This is a genomic window from Janthinobacterium sp. AD80 (genome assembly GCF_002878455.1).
Classification (GTDB): Bacteria; Pseudomonadota; Gammaproteobacteria; order Burkholderiales; family Burkholderiaceae_D; genus Janthinobacterium.
The window spans coordinates 1-17543 of record NZ_NRDQ01000120.1 but is presented as its reverse complement, the minus strand read 5'-3'; the positions used below and the strand labels follow the sequence as shown (position 1 = coordinate 17543).

Genomic DNA, 17543 nt, shown 5'->3' with positions numbered 1-17543 from the left:
TGCTGCAGCTCGACGTGCTGCGCGGCATCGCCGTGTTTGGCATCCTGCTGGTGAATATCTGGGGCTTTGCCTGGGGCACCATCTCCTTGCGCTACGGCACCTTGCCGGCGCAGCCGCCCGTGCCTGACCAGCTGGGGATCTTCCTCGTGGCGGCACTGGCGCAGTTCAAGTTCTATCCCATCTTCGCCTATCTGTTTGGCGCCGGTTTCGCCCTGCAGACGCGTTCCCTGAAGCGCCAGCTGGGCAGCTGGGAGCAGGCGCAAACGGCGTATCGCCGCCGCTTGCGCTGGCTGCTGGTGTTCGGCCTGCTGCACGGTTTCCTTGTCTGGAGCGGCGACGTGCTGACCTCGTATGCGGTCGCCGGCATGCTGATCCTGCCGCTGGCGGCAGCCAGGCTGAGCCGGGTGCGCAACCGCGCCTGGCTGGTGGCGGGCGGCTTTTTGCTGTTCATGTGCCTGCTCATTCCCACCGGCCGGCAAGACGGCGCGCCGGACACGGCGCAAGAGCTGCAAAACTTTGCCGCCCGTTTTGCCATCTACACGCAAGGTAATGCCTGGGCCGTGGCCAAGCTGCGCGCCAACGATTTCCTCGTTTCGCTGCTGTACGCCACCGTCATGCTGCCGCATATTATCGTGCTGTTTTTGCTGGGCATCCTGTCCGTGCGCGTTGGCTGGCTCACGCGGCCGCATCGCCACCGGCGCCTGTGGCGCTGGGTCTGTGGCGTGGGGCTGGGCGCGGGGCTGCCGTTCAACTTGCTGGCGGCGTGGGCCGTCACGGCGCAAGTTGTCGATCCGTATCAGCAGGTGTTCGATGCGGCGCTGTTCGAGGCCCTGCTGTTCGCCGGCGGCCCCGTGCTGGCGGCCGGCTATGTGGCGGCGCTGATGCTGGCCGGCCCCGTTGCGCTGCGCTGGCTGGCTGCCTGGCTGGCACCCGTGGGGCGCATGGCGCTGAGCAATTATCTGCTGCAATCGCTGCTCGGCACCTGGCTGCTGCAAGGCTCGGGCCTGGGCTGGGGCGCGGCTATACGGCCAGCCGAGATGCTGGGCCTGGCCGTGCTGGTCATGGCGGGGCAGGTGCTGCTGAGCCGCTGCTGGCTGCGCTACTTTCGGCAAGGGCCCATGGAGGCGCTGTGGCGCCGGCTGGCGCGGCTGCCTTAGGGCTTGCGAGCAGGGCGCACTTGCTGGAACAGGGGCTTAATCCGCGCCCCAGTCAAACGCCGCTTGCGCCGCGGCCGGCGGCGCTGCCCTGGGCTTGGCGGACGGCACCAGCGGGTTGTCGACGGCATGCCATTCGAACAGTTCCGCGTCGAGCAGGCAGGTGCGCGCCAGGTGCAGCGCCTGCTCCGGCGTCAATGCGGGGTCGAGCCAGCGCCAGGCATCCTCGCGGCTGACGGCCACGGGGCGCCGGTCGTGGATGTCGACCATGCCGCCCAGGCTGTCGGCCGTCACCAGCACGAAACCCGCTTCTTCACGGTTCAGCTTGTAGGAGCCGAAATGCGCGAGCGCCAGCAAAAACAGGGGCGCGCGGTCGCGGCGGTGGATATGCCACGGCTGCTTCGCGCCTTTTTCACCCGTCCACTCATACCAGCCATCGACGCAGACGATGCCGCGGCCCGCGCGCAGCAGCGGCTTCCAGTAGGCACCGGCAAGTTTTTCCAGGCGGGCATTGATAGCGATGGGAATTTTTTTCTTGCCGGCGGCGGGCGTGGCCGCGGCAGCCCAGGCGGGGCGGTAGCCCCAGAAGACGTCGTCGACGCGACGCACGCCATCGGCCATATGCAGCACGGGCCGGTACGTGCCGGGAGCCACGTTCAGGTGCGGCTCGGCCTCGCTGTCGAACACCGCGTCGGTCCAGCCGAAGGACGACGCCAGCACGCGCGCCGTGTCATTTTGATCGAATCGTCCACACATGGCGAAATCATACCCGAAGGTCGCGGCGCACGCGCTGCGGCAGCCACGTTTGCTGAGTGTGGTCAAACGTACAGACTGCTTGCGCGCGCCGGCGCACACTGGCCACAGTCAGATAGCAGTCAGATCCCTGGCGCTCTTTGCATCGGAGGAAATATGTCTTTTGAGAATCCCACCATCCACAAAGGTTTTACCATCAGCGCCACGGCCAGCCAGCGCCGCGACGGTCGCTGGGTTGGCTCTTTCATCAGCTTGAACCAGGCCTGCGGCGCGTATGCCGATACCTGCGACTACGATGACTGCAGCAACGAAAAAGAGGCGCAGCAAGTGGCCTTGTCGATGGGCTGGCGCCTGGCCGATGGCGTACAGATGCGCTGAGGCCACTGCAGGCGCTTCATGCCTTGCGCCGCAGCGCCACCAGCAGCCCGATCAGGGGAAAGAGCAGGACAGCCCCCAGGCGCACGGCCGGCAGCGAGGCGATCTCCACGCCCAGCACATATGGCAGCATCAGCAGCAAAAGGGGCGCGGGCACGGCAACGGCAAAGAAAAACAGGTACCACGAATAGCCATTGCGCTTGGCAAGCGAGGCGATCAGCGCGCAGGCGAGCAGGAAGACCAGCGGTAAATTCACAAATTCCATCGTTCCGGGTTTTTATCGGGGAAAGCGCGTGATTATACGCGCCGTGCCGAAGGGCTGGGCTTGCTTGCCAGGCCAGCATCGCCGCTTGGTTGCCAAGCTTTAGTTGCCCACCAAATCCGGTGGCTGTGGCGCCTGCTTGCCAGTGACGGGCAGTTCCGCCGGCAACAGGGCCTGGATGGCGCCGTTGTAGATGATTTCCTGGGCATAGGCGGATGCCTCGATCAGCGCCGCATGCACGGATTTGAAGCTGCTGGCCGTTTCGATCAGCACGGGCTTGGCATACACCTGTTGCGTATCGCCGCGCCTGCTAATCAAAATCATGCCCCGGTAGCGCCCATCTTTCTCCAGCGCTCCCGTCACATGATATTCATAGCCCCTGATCTGATGCTTTTGTTGCTGATCCATATTCATCCCCTCCAGCACCAATTGTCGCGGTACGGGATCAACTGCACGGTTGAAACAGAAGAGTGTTTGATCTGGATCAATACCCCAATTTTTACCCAAGATCCCACTAGCGTCACAACGCCTGGCAAAATCAAGGCGAGCGGCGGTGATTTGTGGCTAAGAAGCGCAACCGTACGTCAGTACGGTGAGCATCGCAGGCCGCACAGCGCCCCGCGCAGCCGATTTGGCCAAGCATCCTCATCCAGCGCGAATGGCGCGGATCTGCTGGGCTGTTTCTTCGATCTCCCGATACGCCTCCTGGATATAGCCATCAATCGGATGCCCATCCATCCATTCGAAATACGCGCGCTCGTCATGTTTGATGGCAAAAGGGACGTGGTGGTCGCGTATGGATTCGGCCGTGTCGCGTACCAGCGAGGCAAAGAGCAGCTCCAGAGTTTCCATGATGGTCACCTAGCGAGGCATGAGTGCGGAGCATTTAATGTAGCACAAAGCGGGCGCTCGTCCACTCGCACGCCTGTAGTGTGCGCGCCTGGCCTCAGGCGTCGCGCGCGTAGCGACGGCGTTCGTAGCGGATGATGTCGAGCGCGCATTCGGGATACGCCTGCTCGAACAGGTAATGGTCTTTTTCGTACACGCAAAAGACAGCCGTGCGGCGTTCTTCCTGAGTGAAATAGTTGCCGTCGACACACAATACCGTCATTTCGGGGCCGCCGCATTTGACGCGCACGATATCGCCCTCGTTAAATTGCATCGTCATCGCTTCCCTTCCTCCATGCAAGGCCAGGCAATGGCGCTGGCTGAGAGCCATCATACTCCTGTGCAAGCAGCTTGCGCACGCATTTAGGGGGTGATTGCACCGCGCCTGCCATGCATCAGCCCGGATGGCCGATATGCTCGTACAGGATCACGCAACCGATGACGATCAGCACCAGGCCACCCACCAGTTCGGCACGGCGGCCGGCCACCGTGCCCAGCACGCGGCCCAGCATCACGCCCAGCGTGACCATGACGAAGGTGGAAAAGCCGATGGCGGCGGCCGTCACGACAATGTTCGCGCCCAGCAAGGCCAGGCCCGCGCCCACCACCATGGCGTCGATGCTGGTGGCCAGGCCCGTTGCGGCCAGCACCCAGAATGAATGCGACTGCGCCGGCGCTTCCTCGTCGCCGGCATCGGAGAGCGCATTGCGTATCATCAACAGGCCGATAATGCCCAGCAGGCTGAAGGCGATCCAGTGGTCCCACGCTTCCACATAGGGGGCGGCCACGCTGCCCAGGGCCCAGCCGATGACGGGCGTGATGGCTTCGATGACGCCGAAGATCAGCCCCGTGCGCAGCGCTTCGCGCCATTGTGGTTTGTGCAGGGCGGCGCCCTTGCCCACGGCGGCCGCGAAGGCATCGGTGGACATGGCAAGCGAGAGGGCGGCGGTGGCGGCGAAATTCATCGTTGGCTTTCAGTGGAACCTGGCTGGGATGTGCATGTCAAACTACAAACCCGGCGATTTTACCCCACTGCCAGCACGACCAAGGAAGCGGCCAGGCAATAAGCGCCAAAGAAATGCCAGCGCCCTTGCTCGAGCCAGCGCGACAGCCAGCGCAGGGCCAGCAAGCCGGCCAGGAAAGATAACAGCATGCCCAGCAGGCTGGGGGCGAGCAGGTGCGCCAGGCTGTTGCCATGTTCCAGGTGATCCAGGCTGCCATTGGCGACAGCCTGGTAAAAGCGCCAGCCTTCCTTGACCAGCACGGCTGGCGTCAACACCACGGCCAGGGCAAAGCTGAATTCCTCGGCGCGGCGTTGCGGCACGCCCATGGCGATGCCGGCCGAAATGGTGGCGCCCGAGCGGGAAAAACCGCGGAACGGCAGGCACAGGCCCTGCACGGCGCCAATCACCATCGCCTTGCCGACTGACAAAGTGCCGTGCTGGCGCGCTTGCTGGCGCGACGAGACAATGATCAGTACGCCGGCGGCCGCCAGCGCGCCCGCCATCAGTTTTGCGTTGCCAAACAGATGTTCGATTTCAAAGCCGGGCGCGGTCTTGCGCATGAAGTGGGTAATGCCCTTGAGCAAGCCGAAGCCGACGATGCCCGTGAGGGCCGTGGCGGCCACCAGCAACCAGGCATTGCTGCGGAAGGCTGGGGCCGAACTGAAATAGGTGGCGCGCCAGGATTTCCAGAAGTACACGATGACGGCGAACATGGTGCCGGTATGCAGCATCACCAGCAGCATGGTCAGCGCCGGCGACGTGGGATCGAGCCCCATGAGTTTTTCCGCCATGATGACGTGGGCGGAACTGGAGACGGGCAGCAGCTCGGCGAAGCCCTGAACGATGGAAACGATGAAAAGTTGCAAAAAGCTCATGGAGGTAGACTCAGGTGGGCGAAAAAAGCTGCCGGGAAAGGGCAGCCGATTTTACCCGCCTCGCCGGGCGGACAAGCCCAGCGCACGATTACAGTTTGTCCATGTTTTACTGGGCAGCCGGCGCTTGCGGCTTGAACACGGCGCGGAAGGCCTTCAAGGCTGCCGGATGGTAAATCGTGCCATGCGTTTCCTCCGGCATCTTTTCCACGTGCCATTGCAAGCCGGGCGGCGATTGTTTTTCCAGCACCTCGGACAGGCGCTGCACTTCGCTGGCGATGCCCACTTCAGCGCTGGTAGCCAGATAAAGGCTGTGCTTGCCTGGCGCACCCTTGGCCAGCAGCGCTGCCGCCTGGCGCGGCAGGGCGCCACGGTTCCACCAAAGGCTGGGGTCGAATGCCAGGTAGTGGTCGAACAGTTGCGGCTCCAGCAGATACGTTTCCACCACGAACAGGCCGGCCAATGATTCACCGACGATGGCCGTCTCGCCCGTGGTGCGGTAGCGGCGCTTGATTTCCGGCACCAACTCGTCGCGGATAAAGGCGCGGTAAGCCGGTGCGCCGCTGACCACGGGGGCGATCTTGCGGTCGTCCGCGTTGTCAGTCGGGCCCGTCAAGTCACGGCGGCGTTGCGTGTTTTGCATGCCGACCAGCATGAAGGGGCGCATGGTGCCGTTGGCAACGGACACTTGCAGCAAGCCGGCGACATGGAGAAAGTCTTCTGCCACGCCGCCGTCCGGCATGTACAGCACGGGCAGCGGCGCGTCGGGCGGCGTATCCCAGGCGCGCGCCATGTACACATTGATGTGGCGTTTTTCCTTCAGCGCCTGCGAATCGATGCTGAAGCTTTCGCCGATGGTCAGCGGCGTGGCTGGACTGACGGCAACGGTGGCTGCGGCGTGGGCCAGGTGGAGGGTGCCGCCGGAAGCGAGCAGCAGGGCGGTGCTGAGGTGCAGGGTCAAACGTGAAAGGCGCATGGTTTCCTGGGATAAGTAATAGAGAACGATGGCATGTACGCGTATAGACATGCCATCGGGCAATTCTATCTTATTCCCCTCTCTATCTTGTCTTTGCTGCAGCCTTGTTTGATCGTTATCGTCTGATCGTTATCACTTGATCGTCAATAGCTTTCGTTCGCGCACGATGCCCTCCTTGTCGAGGGCATACGCGACCAGCAGGGCGCCGTCGTCCGCGCAGGCGTGGCAGGTTTTCAGGGCCGTGGAAAACAGCACGCTCAGGCCGCCATCGGCCGTGGCCGTGCTGCCCACGAAATCGGCCAGCGCAAATGGTACGGCATCCGGGTGGGCGGCGGCAAAGGCGCGCCAGGCCGGCGTGGCGCGGTCTTCCTCGCTCACGGACCCCACGTCGACGTCGAAGGCCGCGCCATCGCTGCCGATCAGCAGGGTGCCTTCATTCATGTTGGCGCGGAAAGGATAGGTGACGGTGGCCAGGGCGGCCTTGCCCAGCGGCCGCCAGGCCGAAATGAAGCCGGGATTGTTGGCTTTTACCAGCATCCTGGCGGCGGCGATGGCTTGCGGGCGGGCGCCGCTGCGCCGTATGGTGCGCAGCAGGCAGACGTCGGGCGCGGTCGTCGATGTTTCGCTGCGGCAGGCCGACAGCGAGCGTTCCTGCCACACGGCACGCGCATCGACGGGGCCTAACTCCTGGGCATGGGTCGCCGGCATGGAGGCCAGACTGGCCAGCGCCAGCACCGAGCAGCTGGCAAGGTGGCGGGTAAATCGGGTGGGCATGAGAACCTTTCAGTTGCGGAAACGATCCGTCGATTATAGAAGGCGGGTGGCGTGCTTGCGCGCACGGCTGGAAGGCGGCTGGACGCCTTGCGGCCGGCCTGCGCCTTGATTAGCGCTGCCTGGCTGCGGCCTGGCGCAGCGCCCTGGCTTCCTGCTTGTTCAGGATGTGCGGGCGCTTCGCCAGCTCCGCCTTGACGGCGGCGATGGCGGCGCCGAACTGCTGCCCGGCGTGCGCCGGGCTGGCGCCCGCATAATCGCACTCGTTCGATTGTGCGGCGCGCAGCCGGCGCAGCAGCGCCAGCAATTGCTTGCCGTGCAGGCTGGCCAGGTCTTGCGCCAGCACCTGCTTGACCAGTGCGCCGTCCACGTGGTCGGGGTCGAGCAGGCGCAGCAAGGCCATGCCTGCGGGCTGGGCGACGGGCGTCAGCTTGGGTTTATCCATCGGCGTTTGTCATTGCGTGCGCGGTTACAGGTAGTCCCAGATTTCATCGAACGTTTCGCGCGCAAAATCATTGCGCCACGCTTCCGTGTTTTTCTCGCGGCTGACGGCAAACACGGCGCGCCAGGTCTGCTTCGGCGAGGACGTGTACGCCGCGGCGATCTTTTGCAAGCCGGCGACGCATTGCTCGACCTTGCAGCCGCTCTTCGCCAGTTGCTGTGAAGCAGGTGCCCAGGCGACAGCGACCTTGACGAGCTGGCATTCGAAACTGACGGCGGCTGTCTGTATGCCATTGTCCACCGTCACCGGATCGGCCTTGGTGGCTTGGCAGACGGCGCCATTCTTGGCGGCGATGACATTCGCGGCCAGCGACTCGGCGGCCGGCGTGAGTGCCGCGTGCATGCTGGCGGGGAAGAGGTCAACGATCAGCTTGCCGGTTTGCTTCGGGAATTGCGCGGTGGTTTCTTGCAGGCCGCTCAACGATGCATATTCGGCCGGCTGCTGGCCCGCCAGGCGGGTGGGGCGCAGATAGGCGTTGAGCCTGGCGACGCTGGCTTCATCCTGGTTGACGATAGTTTTGATGTACAGATTGGCCACGTCGATGGGCGCCAGCTCGGCGGCGGGGGCCGCCATGGCAGGCTGGATCAGCGCGGCGGCGAACGTCGTTGCCAGCGTAGCGGCCAGCAGTCTGGCAGCGCGGTGTTTCATTTTTTGCATGTTTTCTCCACGATTCAATGTCAGGCGCAAAAGATGCATAATGGCAACTCTTGCGCTGCGCATTATAGATGGTGAAAGTCATAACGTTGCACACTTCAGGCATGGCCGTTGCCGTCCTTCTTGTGCGCCGCAGCAAGCAGGGCCAGCAGCAGTTCCTGGCGCCGTCCATCCGCCTTGCGCGCCAGCGCCGCCAGTTTGTCCAGCTTGCCCCAGATGGCATACAGCACATGTTCGACCAGATAGTCTTCCAGCGGCTGCAGCTGCTGGTACAGGCAGGCCAGGTGGTCCACGTCCTCGAAGTCCGCCTGGACCTTGAGCTTCACGTCATCCGTGCAGGCGCGCAGGCAGGCCACCAGCACGGGAATGCTCTGCGGCGTGATGCCGTGACGCGCCACGAAGGCTGCCGTGAAATGGTCCTGCACGGATTGATGCTCCTCGTCCACCTGCGCCATGTAGTTCTGCACCAGGGGGAAGTGGCGGGCGTCCAGCAAGCCCAGGCCAAACGCGGCGTAGCTGCCGGGCATGCAATTTTTCTCGCCTTCCGTGTCGGCATAGAATTCATACTGCGCGATGGCCGCGCGCGCATACGTTTCCAGCGCCATATGCAGGGCGGGGAAGGCAAGGGCGTTGGCAAAGAAGCGGTGCGTATCGGATTTCGCCAGGCCCTTGACCGGCAAGTAGTCCTTGACCTTCGACTTGAGCTTGATCTGGTAGCTGGGCGGAAAACCGTTGCGCAGCAAGTGGGTGATGAAGGCCAGCGCCTGCGCATAGGCCTCGGCCTCTTCGCTGGCGATGTGGATGGTCATGGTGGCGAACACGTCATTGGCACGGCATTCCAGCAGGGTATTTTTGAGGTGCACTTCTGCATTGCCGAAGGTGCCGCTGCCTTCCTGCAGCATGCGCACGGCCCGCTCGCTGCCCAGTTCACGGGCGATTTCCAGGAATTTCAGGCCCTTCGATTTGGCATAGCTGGCATCATGGCGCAAGATCATCACCGCGCCATACAGCAGCAGGTCGATCGGCTGCAGCGCGTCCGCGCCGGTCGCGGGTGGCGTGCCCGCCTTCAGGCTGTATTCCGTGGCGCGGTAGGCGGACAGGCTGCGGTCATAAAATTGGGGAAGGAAATCATCTTCCGCCCATTGCGTAATGGCACGGATGATGTTGTGGCGGTGCTCTGCCAAGGCGTCGGGGTTGGCCTTGCTCAATGCCTGGATGCGTTCGTACTGGGCGATGGTCCAGGCCGCGTCAGGCTTGGGAAACAGCTGCGGGTCGAGCAGGTGGCGCGCCAGGAAAAAAGTTTCCAGTGGCTTTGTCGGCTGCGTGCCGTGGGCCAGCTGTTGATCGACGTAGGCGTGGATGCGCGCCAGCAAGTCCTGGCGTTTTGGCTCGTTGACATAGTCGAGCAAGGTCATATGCAGCTTGCCTTGCGCCGTCTGGAACTTGCCGCGGCAAGTAAAGCGGTAGTCGATCATCCGCGTGTCCACCAGCGGGGCCAGCCGGGCCTGCACCACGGCCGTCAGCTGCGGCACGACTGCGTCGCGCATCTGCGCCTCGTCCAGGCGCTCCACCGTCTTGCGTGGCGCGGCGTCGTCGAAGTCCAGGCCCAGGTCGATATCGTCGGCTGTCGCGCGCCCTGGCTTATAGTCGAGCATGAAGTCGTTGAAGATGCCGACTTGCAAGGATGTGCGCTCGACCGTCTGTGCCAGGTCCGTGCGCTGTAGCCGTTCATCAAACCAGGCATGGATCGCCGCGCTCATTTCCGCCGTGATCTGCTCTTGCAGTGTGCTCATCGTCTGTTGCCTCTCCATTCATGTTGCGTTTGCGTCATTCTTGCGCGGCAGTATAAAACAAGCGGCTGCCCCTCGCCGCCTGCCGTGCGCGGGTAGCGGCCGGGAAAGGTGATCTTTCGCATAATGTTGCATGCCTGGCCGCTTTGCGGACGATGCGCGCCGCTTTTGTATTTCCGCACAGATCGTCAAGTAAATGCAGGTATGGCTGGACGGAAATGTTACATCTCGGTATTCTGCGCATCTGATACTTATTTCTATACAGAAAAAAGTAAGAATACGCTCACGCTCCAGCAGCAGGAAGGCTGGCGTGGCCAGGCACCATCAGGCACCATCGGGCAGGCAAAGATGAAGTCGTCCGCCAGCTGAGCGCAACCGTCCGGTTGCGGCTCGCGGCGGGCAGGGAAGCTGTGCTGTCATCTTAAAAAAGTAAGAGAGGTTGTTCATGAATCCAGAAAAGGCAGTTGTGTACGGTACAGAAGATTTGTTGATGAGTTTGTGTAACTCGGTCGTGCGGGTGCTCAACGTGGCGACGCAAAGCAAGGTGAATTATTCGGGCATGGTGCAACGCATCACCAAGACCGGGCTGAAGCCGGACATCGGCTGCTTCGTGATGTTCGATGGCGGCTTCACGGGCCTGGTGGTCTTGAATTTCGCTGCCGACACGGCGATGGAGATCTACGAGCGCTATATGTTGCACATGGGTATGCCAAAGTCGGAACTGGCCAGCTTTTACACGTCGGACGAAGTGTCCAACATCATGGGCGAGCTGATGAACCAGATCGTGGGCGACTTCACGGGCAAGGTGCGGCGTGAGCTGCAAACGAATATCACGCAGAACCAGCCGAAGATGCTGGTGCTGAACAAGCAGGTGATGCTCAGCGTTGATACGCCGCTGGACCGCCCGGAAATGCGCCGCGTAACGTTCTACACGGAAAAGAACAACATTTTCTACCTGGAACTGGCCATCGACCGCACCGAGTTCATCAAACTGCACGATTTCGATTCCAAGGAATACGATACCGATGCGCTGATGGCCACCGAGCACGCCAGCCAGGCCAGCCAGGCAGCAACGCCGGCAGCGGCCGCGCCGGACGAGGACGACAACTCCGACCTGCTCAAGTCGCTGGGCATGTAAATATCACCCGGCATGGCGGCATGCTTGCCGCCGCGCCATATCGACATCCGGCTGTGCCGGCCGCACAGGCCCGCATAGCCGGTTTGCGTTGTACGCAGACTTTATTTGGAAGCAGGCGCTGGTGCCGGCAGGGAAGACAGCTTCAACAGACGCCGTTCTCCGGCCATGCCAGGGTGCTTGGCGTCATCGTGCGACCAGTAGGCAAGCATGTAGACCAGATCGCCATCGGCGACGGTCAGCGTTTCCTGCTGGCGTCCGTTGGGCGCCTTGTAGTACAGGCGCCGCGCCGGCTTGCCATCGACGGTCTGGTCGAACGACTGCGGCGAAATGCTGGCGCGGTTACCGGACTTGCCAGCCATCGACATGGCCGAGATCGTCAGGTAGGCCCTGTCAGGGCAACGGGCCAGCAAGTGTCCACCGTTCAGCACGGTGGGCTGCTCGCGCGCCATGGGGAAGCCCATCGGTTGCACGCCGACAATATCCTGGCAGCCGATCTGCTGCGCCATGGCGCTCAGCGCGGCTGGCGCGATCGCGCTGGTGAAGCGCTGTTCCGTCGTCTGCGCCTGGCCCAGGGCCCAGCGGCGCTCCAGTTCCGCCAGCGAGATGTCGGTCGCTATCGGCAGCGCTGCGGGTGCATCCGGATTGGACGCTTTCGACGCTTCTTCCTGCATGCGTGCCTCGGCAGCGCGGATGCGCTCGACCTGCTTCGTTTCAAGCGGCGCGGCGTGGGCCAGGCCGGCGAGGCTGGCGGCGATGGCCAGTGTCAGAATGTGTTTAGTCAGCATGGGACCTCGGAAATGTTGAGCGGTATAGCACATGGATATCGAGACGACTCATAGGCATTCTGGCATCGAATGCCGGCTTTGCCTATGGGCGCACGGGAGGAAGTGCGTGCATGGCGTGGCGTGCCGGCAAGAATGGCGGGCGCGTCAAGGATGGCCGCGCCTGCCGTCCTATCGCCCGGCCAGCGCCGGCGCAATCTCGATTGCGCTCAGCTTCCAGCCCCACAGGCCATGACGCTTCATGAGCAGCGCGCCATGCTTCTCGCCATCTTTCGAGCGTACGGCGAAGGTGTCCCAGGCGGTATAGCCTGCAGAATAATCGGCTTTTCCCCGTGCATCGCCAGTGCTGGCGCTGGCGCCATCGTCCGCACCCGCTTGCGGGCTGACGGCGCTCTTGTTGACCAGCGCGACGACGCCGGCGGGCGACACCATGGCGTCGACCATCTTGCCCATCATGGCGCCGGCGATGGCCTGGCCCATGGCGGCGAAGGGGTTGTCGCTGCCACCCGCAGCCTGGACGCTGCCGGCCATGGCCGTTTGCAGCTGGGTCTTGACGCTGTCGCGCAGGGCAGGGAAGTCCACGTGGCTGGCCAGGGCGTCGGCATTGCGCTCGGCGACGGCGGTCTTAATCTGATGCAGGGCGTAGTACGGCGACGCATAGGCGGTAGCGACGATGGCAATGGCGGCCACGGTGGCGGCGAGGGTGATTTTTTTCAAGTGATACCTGTTGATGTATGGGAAAGAGAAGACGGCCAGTGACCGGCTCCCGGGCATGGCGGCGGTCCAGGCAATGCCGTCGCAGCCTACCTTCAAAATAGAAATACAGCAATAATATTTTCCTGGCATGGCTTGCTCGCCGCCATGCCGGCGCATGATGTCAGATAGTTGTTAACATTTCCATGCGCATCAATGCATCGATCACCAGCATTGTCTCCACGGCGCCTGGACCGGCGCATGCCGGCATGCTGGCCGCAGGCCTGGCGCTGATTGCCGGAGCACTGCGCCGCGCAAGCATGCACGATTCCATGGTCGCCGCTGCGCTTGTGCCAACGGGCGGCGGCGGGAGGGGCGCCCGGGCCCGCGCGGGTTCAGAGCGTGCCGATAATCTTCTGCGCTATGTAGCGTGACGCCTTGCGCCAATCCTGTTCGACGACCTTGGGGTCGGTGCGCAATTTGACCCATGGCGTCGCCTCCATGGGACTCAAGACGGAGGGCAGCATCATCTCGCTTTCGATCCACATCAGCTTGCCTGTGCCGTCCGTCATGGCGGCGCTGATCTTGAAGATGGGGACGGCATTTTCACCGAGCAGGTGCGTGACGCCAAATCCATACATGGGCACGGAAACCGTGATGACGGGCAAGGCGGCATTCTCCGCCGTTGGTGGCACCAGCACGACTTTTCCGGACTCGCGCAGCACGCTTTCAAATTCCTCGCGCACGATGGCCTCGATGGACACCCCGTTCTCCTTCAGGTAGGCGCCGAACGCCGCTTGCACGTCGGTGATCGACTGGCCCGCTGTCGATCCCTCCAGGCTTCCTGCCGCAGCGGCGCCAACCCCGCCGCCGATGGCGCCGAACATCATGCCCGGATTGGCCCAGCCTGGTGCCTGGATGGTCAGGTTGTCTTTCATGACATGCTCGCTGAGCGTCACGGTTTTTGACCGCGTCCTGTCTTCGGTGCTCAGACGCTGGCTGGCCGCGCAGCCGCATAGCAAGGTGGCCAGCAGCAAAGTGGCGATGGATTTGTATCGTTTCATTATTCCTCTGGGGAAATTGTTAATGGTGCAACATTGTAGCGCTTGCCGGGTAGTTGGCGAGAATATATTTTCACCCTGTGCATGGGGCCAGGCGAGCCCCGTTCAGCCTGTCGCCACGGCCTTTGCCCCGGCAACTATGGAGTGGATGATGGCCGGTGCTGTATAATGGGAGAAAAGTACTTAACTAGCTGTTTTAACTGAATAAAGACCCAATATCACATGCTATCTACAGCAAATATTACGATGCAGTTTGGCGCCAAGCCATTGTTTGAGAATATCTCCGTCAAGTTCGGCGACGGCAACCGCTATGGCTTGATCGGCGCGAACGGCTGCGGCAAATCGACGTTCATGAAGATCCTGGGTGGCGACCTCGACCCGTCGGGCGGCAATGTCATGCTCGATACCAACGAGCGCCTGGGCAAGCTGCGCCAGGACCAGTTTGCCTTTGAAGACATGCGCGTCCTCGACGTCGTCATGATGGGCCACACGGAAATGTGGGCCGCCATCCAGCAGCGCGACGCGATCTACGCGAACCCTGAAGCGACGGACGACGACTACATGCAGGCGGCCGAACTGGAAGGCAAAGTCTCCGAATACGACGGCTATACGGCCGAATCGCGTGCCGGCGAACTGCTGCTGGGCGCCGGTGTCGCCATCGACCTGCACCAGGGCCCGATGAGCAATGTGTCGCCAGGCTGGAAGCTGCGCGTGCTGCTGGCGCAGGCGCTGTTCTCGAACCCGGACATCCTGCTGCTCGACGAGCCGACGAATAACCTCGATATCAACACGATTCGCTGGCTGGAAGACGTGCTCAACGAGCGCAACTCCACCATGATCATCATTTCCCATGATCGCCACTTCCTGAACCAGGTCTGCACCCACGTGGCCGACATGGATTACGGTACCTTGAAGATTTATCCGGGCAATTACGACGAATACATGTTCGCCTCGACCCAGGCGCGCAACCAGCAACTGGCCAACAACGCGAAAGCCAAGGACAAGGTTGCCGAGCTGCAGGAATTCGTGCGCCGCTTCGCCGCCAACAAATCCAAGGCCCGCCAGGCGACATCGCGCGCCAAGCAGATCGAAAAGATCAAGGTTGACGACATCAAGCCATCGTCGCGCGCCTACCCGTTCGTGCGTTTTGACGGCGAGAAGAAATTGCACCGTTTGGCCGTGGAAGTCGAGAACATCTCGAAAGGCTTCGATCGCCAGCTGTTCAAGAACTTTTCCATCATGGTCGAGGCGGGCGAACGCATCGCCATCATCGGTGCCAACGGCGCCGGCAAGACCACCATGCTGCGCTGCATCGCGGGCGAGATCGCCGGCCTGCAGCCAGACCAGGGCCGCGTGAAGTGGGCGGAAAATGCGAATGTCGGCTACATGCCGCAAGACCCAACGGAAGATTTCGCCAAGGATACGAACCTGACCGACTGGATCGGCCAGTGGACGAAAGAGGGCGACGACGACCAGGCCGTGCGCTCCATCCTGGGCCGCTTGCTGTTCGGCGGCGACGACGTGAAAAAGGCCGTCAAGGTACTGTCCGGTGGTGAAAAAGGCCGCATGATGTACGGCAAGCTGATGCTTGGCCGCCACAACGTGCTGATGCTCGATGAGCCGACCAACCACATGGACATGGAATCGATCGAATCCTTGAACATCGCGCTGGAAAAATACGCGGGCACCCTGATCTTCGTCTCGCATGACCGCGAATTCGTTTCCTCGCTGGCCAACCGCATCATCGAGATCAAGGAAGATGAAGTGGTCGACTACCGTGGCAACTATGAAGACTATCTGAAGAGCCAGGGTATTGATTGATTTGTAGCTTAACGTTGCGTCGGATTACGCGCTGTGCGCTAATCCGACCTACGCCAGGGTGAGTTTGTCGTGTAGGTCGGATTAGCGGGGCCGCCGAGGCGCAGCGTAATCCGACAATGCCGGCCAGCTGCCACCCAGCCCCGCACCGACGCGCCGCGGTCCATTCGTTCCGGCGCACCTGCTTTATTGCAATCGTGCCGGTCTATCCCGTTTTTGTTTGACACAGCCATGCAAACTTTAGCCATCAAATCCGTCGAGTATGAACATCCACAAGACGGAGCCAGCTGCACTGCCCACGCCTGGGCACGCACGCCAGCGACGCCGTCCCCGGCTGAAAAAGCCGAACTCATCGCGCGCATCAAGCGCCTGCTGACCGAGCGCGAAGCCGTGCTCGTTGCCCACTACTACGTTGATGCTGACCTGCAAGACCTGGCGGAAGCCACGGGCGGCTGCGTCTCCGATTCGCTGGAAATGGCCCGCTTCGGGCGCGACCATCCGGCCAAGACCCTCGTCGTGGCCGGCGTGCGTTTCATGGGCGAAACGGCCAAGATCCTCAGTCCTGAAAAAACCGTGCTGATGCCCGACCTCGACGCGACCTGCTCGCTCGACCTCGGTTGCCCGGCTGATGAGTTCACGGCCTTTTGCGACGCGCATCCTGACCGCACGGTGGTGGTGTATGCCAACACCAGCGCGGCCGTGAAAGCGCGCGCGGACTGGATGGTGACGTCTTCCATCGGCCTCGACATCGTGGCCCACCTGCATGCGCAGGGCAAGAAAATCCTCTGGGCGCCGGACAAGCACCTGGGCGGATATATTCAGAAGCAGACGGGCGCCGACATGCTGCTGTGGCAGGGCAGCTGCCTGGTGCACGACGAGTTCAAGGGCATCGAACTCGACTTGCTCAAGGAAGAGTATCCGCAGGCCAAGGTGCTGGTGCATCCGGAGTCGCCCGCCAACGTCGTGGCCCTGGCCGACATGGTGGGCTCGACGTCGCAGATGATCGCGGCGGCGCAAAGCATGGACACGGACACTTTCATCGTCGCCACCGACAACGGCATCCTGCACAAGATGCGCGCGGCCGCGCCAGGCAAACGTTTCATCGAAGCGCCGACCGCCGGCAACAGCGCCACCTGCAAGAGCTGCGCGCACTGCCCGTGGATGGCCATGAATGGCTTGCTGAATCTGGCCGAGACGCTGGAAAACATGCACAACGAAATCCACGTCGACGCCGCCGTCGGCCAGCTGGCCGTGCGCTCGATCAACCGCATGCTCGACTTCGCCGCCGCCAAGAAGGCCGGTGTGCAGCCGGGCGCCGATCTGGCAAAAGAAACTAAATTGTTCCAAGGAATCGGTCCAGCATGAGTACCCTCGTTAATTCTTTCGCTCCCTTTGACCCGGCCCTGGCGCGCGCGTTCGAAGGCAATTTGCTGGCCGCCTTGCTGGAAGACGTGGGCCAGTGCGACCTGACGGGCGAACTGGTGCCGCCCGACCATATCGTCACGGCCCGTGTCATCGTGCGCGAAGCGGCCGTGCTGTGCGGCGCGCCATGGTTTGAAGGCATCATGAAAAGCCTGGACCGCAGCATCGACATTGCCTGGCATTATGCCGAAGGCGACATGATGGCGGCCGACAGCGTTGTCTGCACGATTGAAGCGCCGGCGCGCGCCTTGCTCACGGCCGAGCGCAGCGCCCTCAATTTCCTGCAACTGCTATCCGCCGTGGCCACGGCCACGCGCCAGTATGTGGACGTGGTGGCCGGCACCAGGGCGTCCATTTTAGATACGCGCAAGACCTTGCCCGGCCTGCGCCTGGCGCAAAAGTACGCGGTACGCGTCGGTGGCGGCAAGAACCAGCGCCTGGCCCTGTACGACGGCATCCTGATCAAGGAAAACCATATCGCGGCCGCCGGCGGTGTCAGCCAGGCCCTGGAAAACGCGCGCAACCTCGACGCGGGCGTGCCCGTGCAGATCGAAGTGGAAACCCTGGCGCAATTGCAGGAAGCGCTCGACGCGGGCGCCGTCTCCGTCTTGCTCGATAACTTCAGCAA

Annotated in this window: 21 protein-coding genes; 6 read left to right on the top strand and 15 right to left on the bottom strand. The window is 62.5% G+C overall.

The genetic code is table 11. The features are described from left to right. Positions 1–14: 14 nt before the first annotated feature. Positions 15–1157: a DUF418 domain-containing protein gene (locus JaAD80_RS20645; RefSeq protein ID WP_258003104.1), complete on the top strand. Its 1143-nt coding sequence runs from the start codon at positions 15–17 to the stop codon at positions 1155–1157. Positions 1158–1193: 36 nt separating this feature from the next. Here the strand turns inward: JaAD80_RS20645 and JaAD80_RS20640 are convergent, their stop codons facing one another. Continuing rightward, on the bottom strand, positions 1194–1910 hold the full coding sequence (locus JaAD80_RS20640; RefSeq protein ID WP_102296851.1) for an SOS response-associated peptidase: 717 nt from the start codon (positions 1908–1910) through the stop codon (positions 1194–1196). Between the two features lie 153 nt (positions 1911–2063). Here JaAD80_RS20640 and JaAD80_RS20635 point away from each other — a divergent pair, with 153 nt between their 5' ends. Continuing rightward, positions 2064–2285, top strand: a complete 222-nt coding sequence (locus tag JaAD80_RS20635; RefSeq protein ID WP_102296849.1) for a hypothetical protein — start codon at positions 2064–2066, stop codon at positions 2283–2285. A gap of 16 nt (positions 2286–2301) precedes the next feature. Here the strand turns inward: JaAD80_RS20635 and JaAD80_RS20630 are convergent, their stop codons facing one another. The 11 genes from JaAD80_RS20630 to JaAD80_RS20580 all read right to left on the bottom strand — a co-directional run bounded on the left by JaAD80_RS20630 (position 2302) and on the right by JaAD80_RS20580 (position 10004). Then, positions 2302–2538: a hypothetical protein gene (locus JaAD80_RS20630; protein WP_146012456.1), complete on the bottom strand. Its 237-nt coding sequence runs from the start codon at positions 2536–2538 to the stop codon at positions 2302–2304. Positions 2539–2646: 108 nt separating this feature from the next. Continuing rightward, positions 2647–3051 (bottom strand): hypothetical protein, encoded by a 405-nt coding sequence (locus JaAD80_RS20625; RefSeq protein WP_180979510.1) that lies wholly within the window; start codon positions 3049–3051, stop codon positions 2647–2649. Positions 3052–3189: 138 nt separating this feature from the next. Beyond that, complete coding sequence (locus JaAD80_RS20620; protein WP_146012454.1) at positions 3190–3396, bottom strand: hypothetical protein; 207 nt, start codon at positions 3394–3396, stop codon at positions 3190–3192. A 94-nt stretch (positions 3397–3490) separates the two neighbouring features. Continuing rightward, a complete protein-coding gene (locus tag JaAD80_RS20615) occupies positions 3491–3712 on the bottom strand; it encodes a DUF2158 domain-containing protein (protein WP_102296839.1) in 222 nt (73 codons plus the stop codon). Positions 3713–3827: 115 nt separating this feature from the next. After that, positions 3828–4397, bottom strand: coding sequence for a manganese efflux pump MntP (gene mntP, locus JaAD80_RS20610; protein ID WP_102296838.1), 570 nt, complete (start codon positions 4395–4397; stop codon positions 3828–3830). Positions 4398–4456: 59 nt separating this feature from the next. Next, positions 4457–5311 carry an undecaprenyl-diphosphate phosphatase gene (locus JaAD80_RS20605; RefSeq protein WP_102296835.1) on the bottom strand — a complete coding sequence of 285 codons (855 nt, stop codon included), beginning with the start codon at positions 5309–5311 and terminating at the stop codon, positions 4457–4459. A 106-nt stretch (positions 5312–5417) separates the two neighbouring features. Next, positions 5418–6284 (bottom strand): alpha/beta hydrolase, encoded by an 867-nt coding sequence (locus tag JaAD80_RS20600; protein WP_102296832.1) that lies wholly within the window; start codon positions 6282–6284, stop codon positions 5418–5420. Positions 6285–6416: 132 nt separating this feature from the next. Further along, on the bottom strand, positions 6417–7058 hold the full coding sequence (locus JaAD80_RS20595) for a hypothetical protein (protein WP_146012452.1): 642 nt from the start codon (positions 7056–7058) through the stop codon (positions 6417–6419). Between the two features lie 109 nt (positions 7059–7167). Then, complete coding sequence (locus JaAD80_RS20590) at positions 7168–7500, bottom strand: hypothetical protein (protein WP_102296829.1); 333 nt, start codon at positions 7498–7500, stop codon at positions 7168–7170. Between the two features lie 24 nt (positions 7501–7524). Continuing rightward, positions 7525–8214, bottom strand: coding sequence for a hypothetical protein (locus JaAD80_RS20585; RefSeq protein WP_102296826.1), 690 nt, complete (start codon positions 8212–8214; stop codon positions 7525–7527). Positions 8215–8309: 95 nt separating this feature from the next. Continuing rightward, entirely contained in the window at positions 8310–10004 is a 1695-nt protein-coding gene (locus JaAD80_RS20580; protein WP_102296823.1) for a DUF6138 family protein, read from the bottom strand. A 442-nt stretch (positions 10005–10446) separates the two neighbouring features. On the opposite strand from JaAD80_RS20580, the gene JaAD80_RS20575 reads away from it, so the two are divergent. After that, on the top strand, positions 10447–11139 hold the full coding sequence (locus JaAD80_RS20575) for a DUF3334 family protein (RefSeq protein WP_102296904.1): 693 nt from the start codon (positions 10447–10449) through the stop codon (positions 11137–11139). A 101-nt stretch (positions 11140–11240) separates the two neighbouring features. Here the strand turns inward: JaAD80_RS20575 and JaAD80_RS20570 are convergent, their stop codons facing one another. The 3 genes from JaAD80_RS20570 to JaAD80_RS20560 all read right to left on the bottom strand — a co-directional run bounded on the left by JaAD80_RS20570 (position 11241) and on the right by JaAD80_RS20560 (position 13678). After that, positions 11241–11924, bottom strand: coding sequence for a hypothetical protein (locus tag JaAD80_RS20570; RefSeq protein ID WP_102296820.1), 684 nt, complete (start codon positions 11922–11924; stop codon positions 11241–11243). Between the two features lie 168 nt (positions 11925–12092). Beyond that, positions 12093–12638: a DUF2939 domain-containing protein gene (locus tag JaAD80_RS20565; RefSeq protein WP_180979509.1), complete on the bottom strand. Its 546-nt coding sequence runs from the start codon at positions 12636–12638 to the stop codon at positions 12093–12095. Between the two features lie 371 nt (positions 12639–13009). Next, the gene (locus JaAD80_RS20560; RefSeq protein ID WP_146012451.1) at positions 13010–13678 is read right to left on the bottom strand and encodes a hypothetical protein; all 669 of its coding nucleotides are present in this window, start codon (positions 13676–13678) and stop codon (positions 13010–13012) included. Positions 13679–13897: 219 nt separating this feature from the next. Between JaAD80_RS20560 and JaAD80_RS20555 the strand changes: the two genes are divergently transcribed. The 3 genes from JaAD80_RS20555 to nadC all read left to right on the top strand — a co-directional run. Beyond that, complete coding sequence (locus JaAD80_RS20555) at positions 13898–15496, top strand: ABC-F family ATPase (protein WP_102296814.1); 1599 nt, start codon at positions 13898–13900, stop codon at positions 15494–15496. Positions 15497–15724: 228 nt separating this feature from the next. Further along, positions 15725–16858 carry a quinolinate synthase NadA gene (gene nadA / locus JaAD80_RS20550; RefSeq protein WP_102296901.1) on the top strand — a complete coding sequence of 378 codons (1134 nt, stop codon included), beginning with the start codon at positions 15725–15727 and terminating at the stop codon, positions 16856–16858. After that, on the top strand, positions 16855–17543 hold a 689-nt coding region (gene nadC / locus JaAD80_RS20545), incomplete at its 3' end, for a carboxylating nicotinate-nucleotide diphosphorylase (protein ID WP_102296811.1). The genes nadA and nadC, both read left to right, overlap by 4 nt.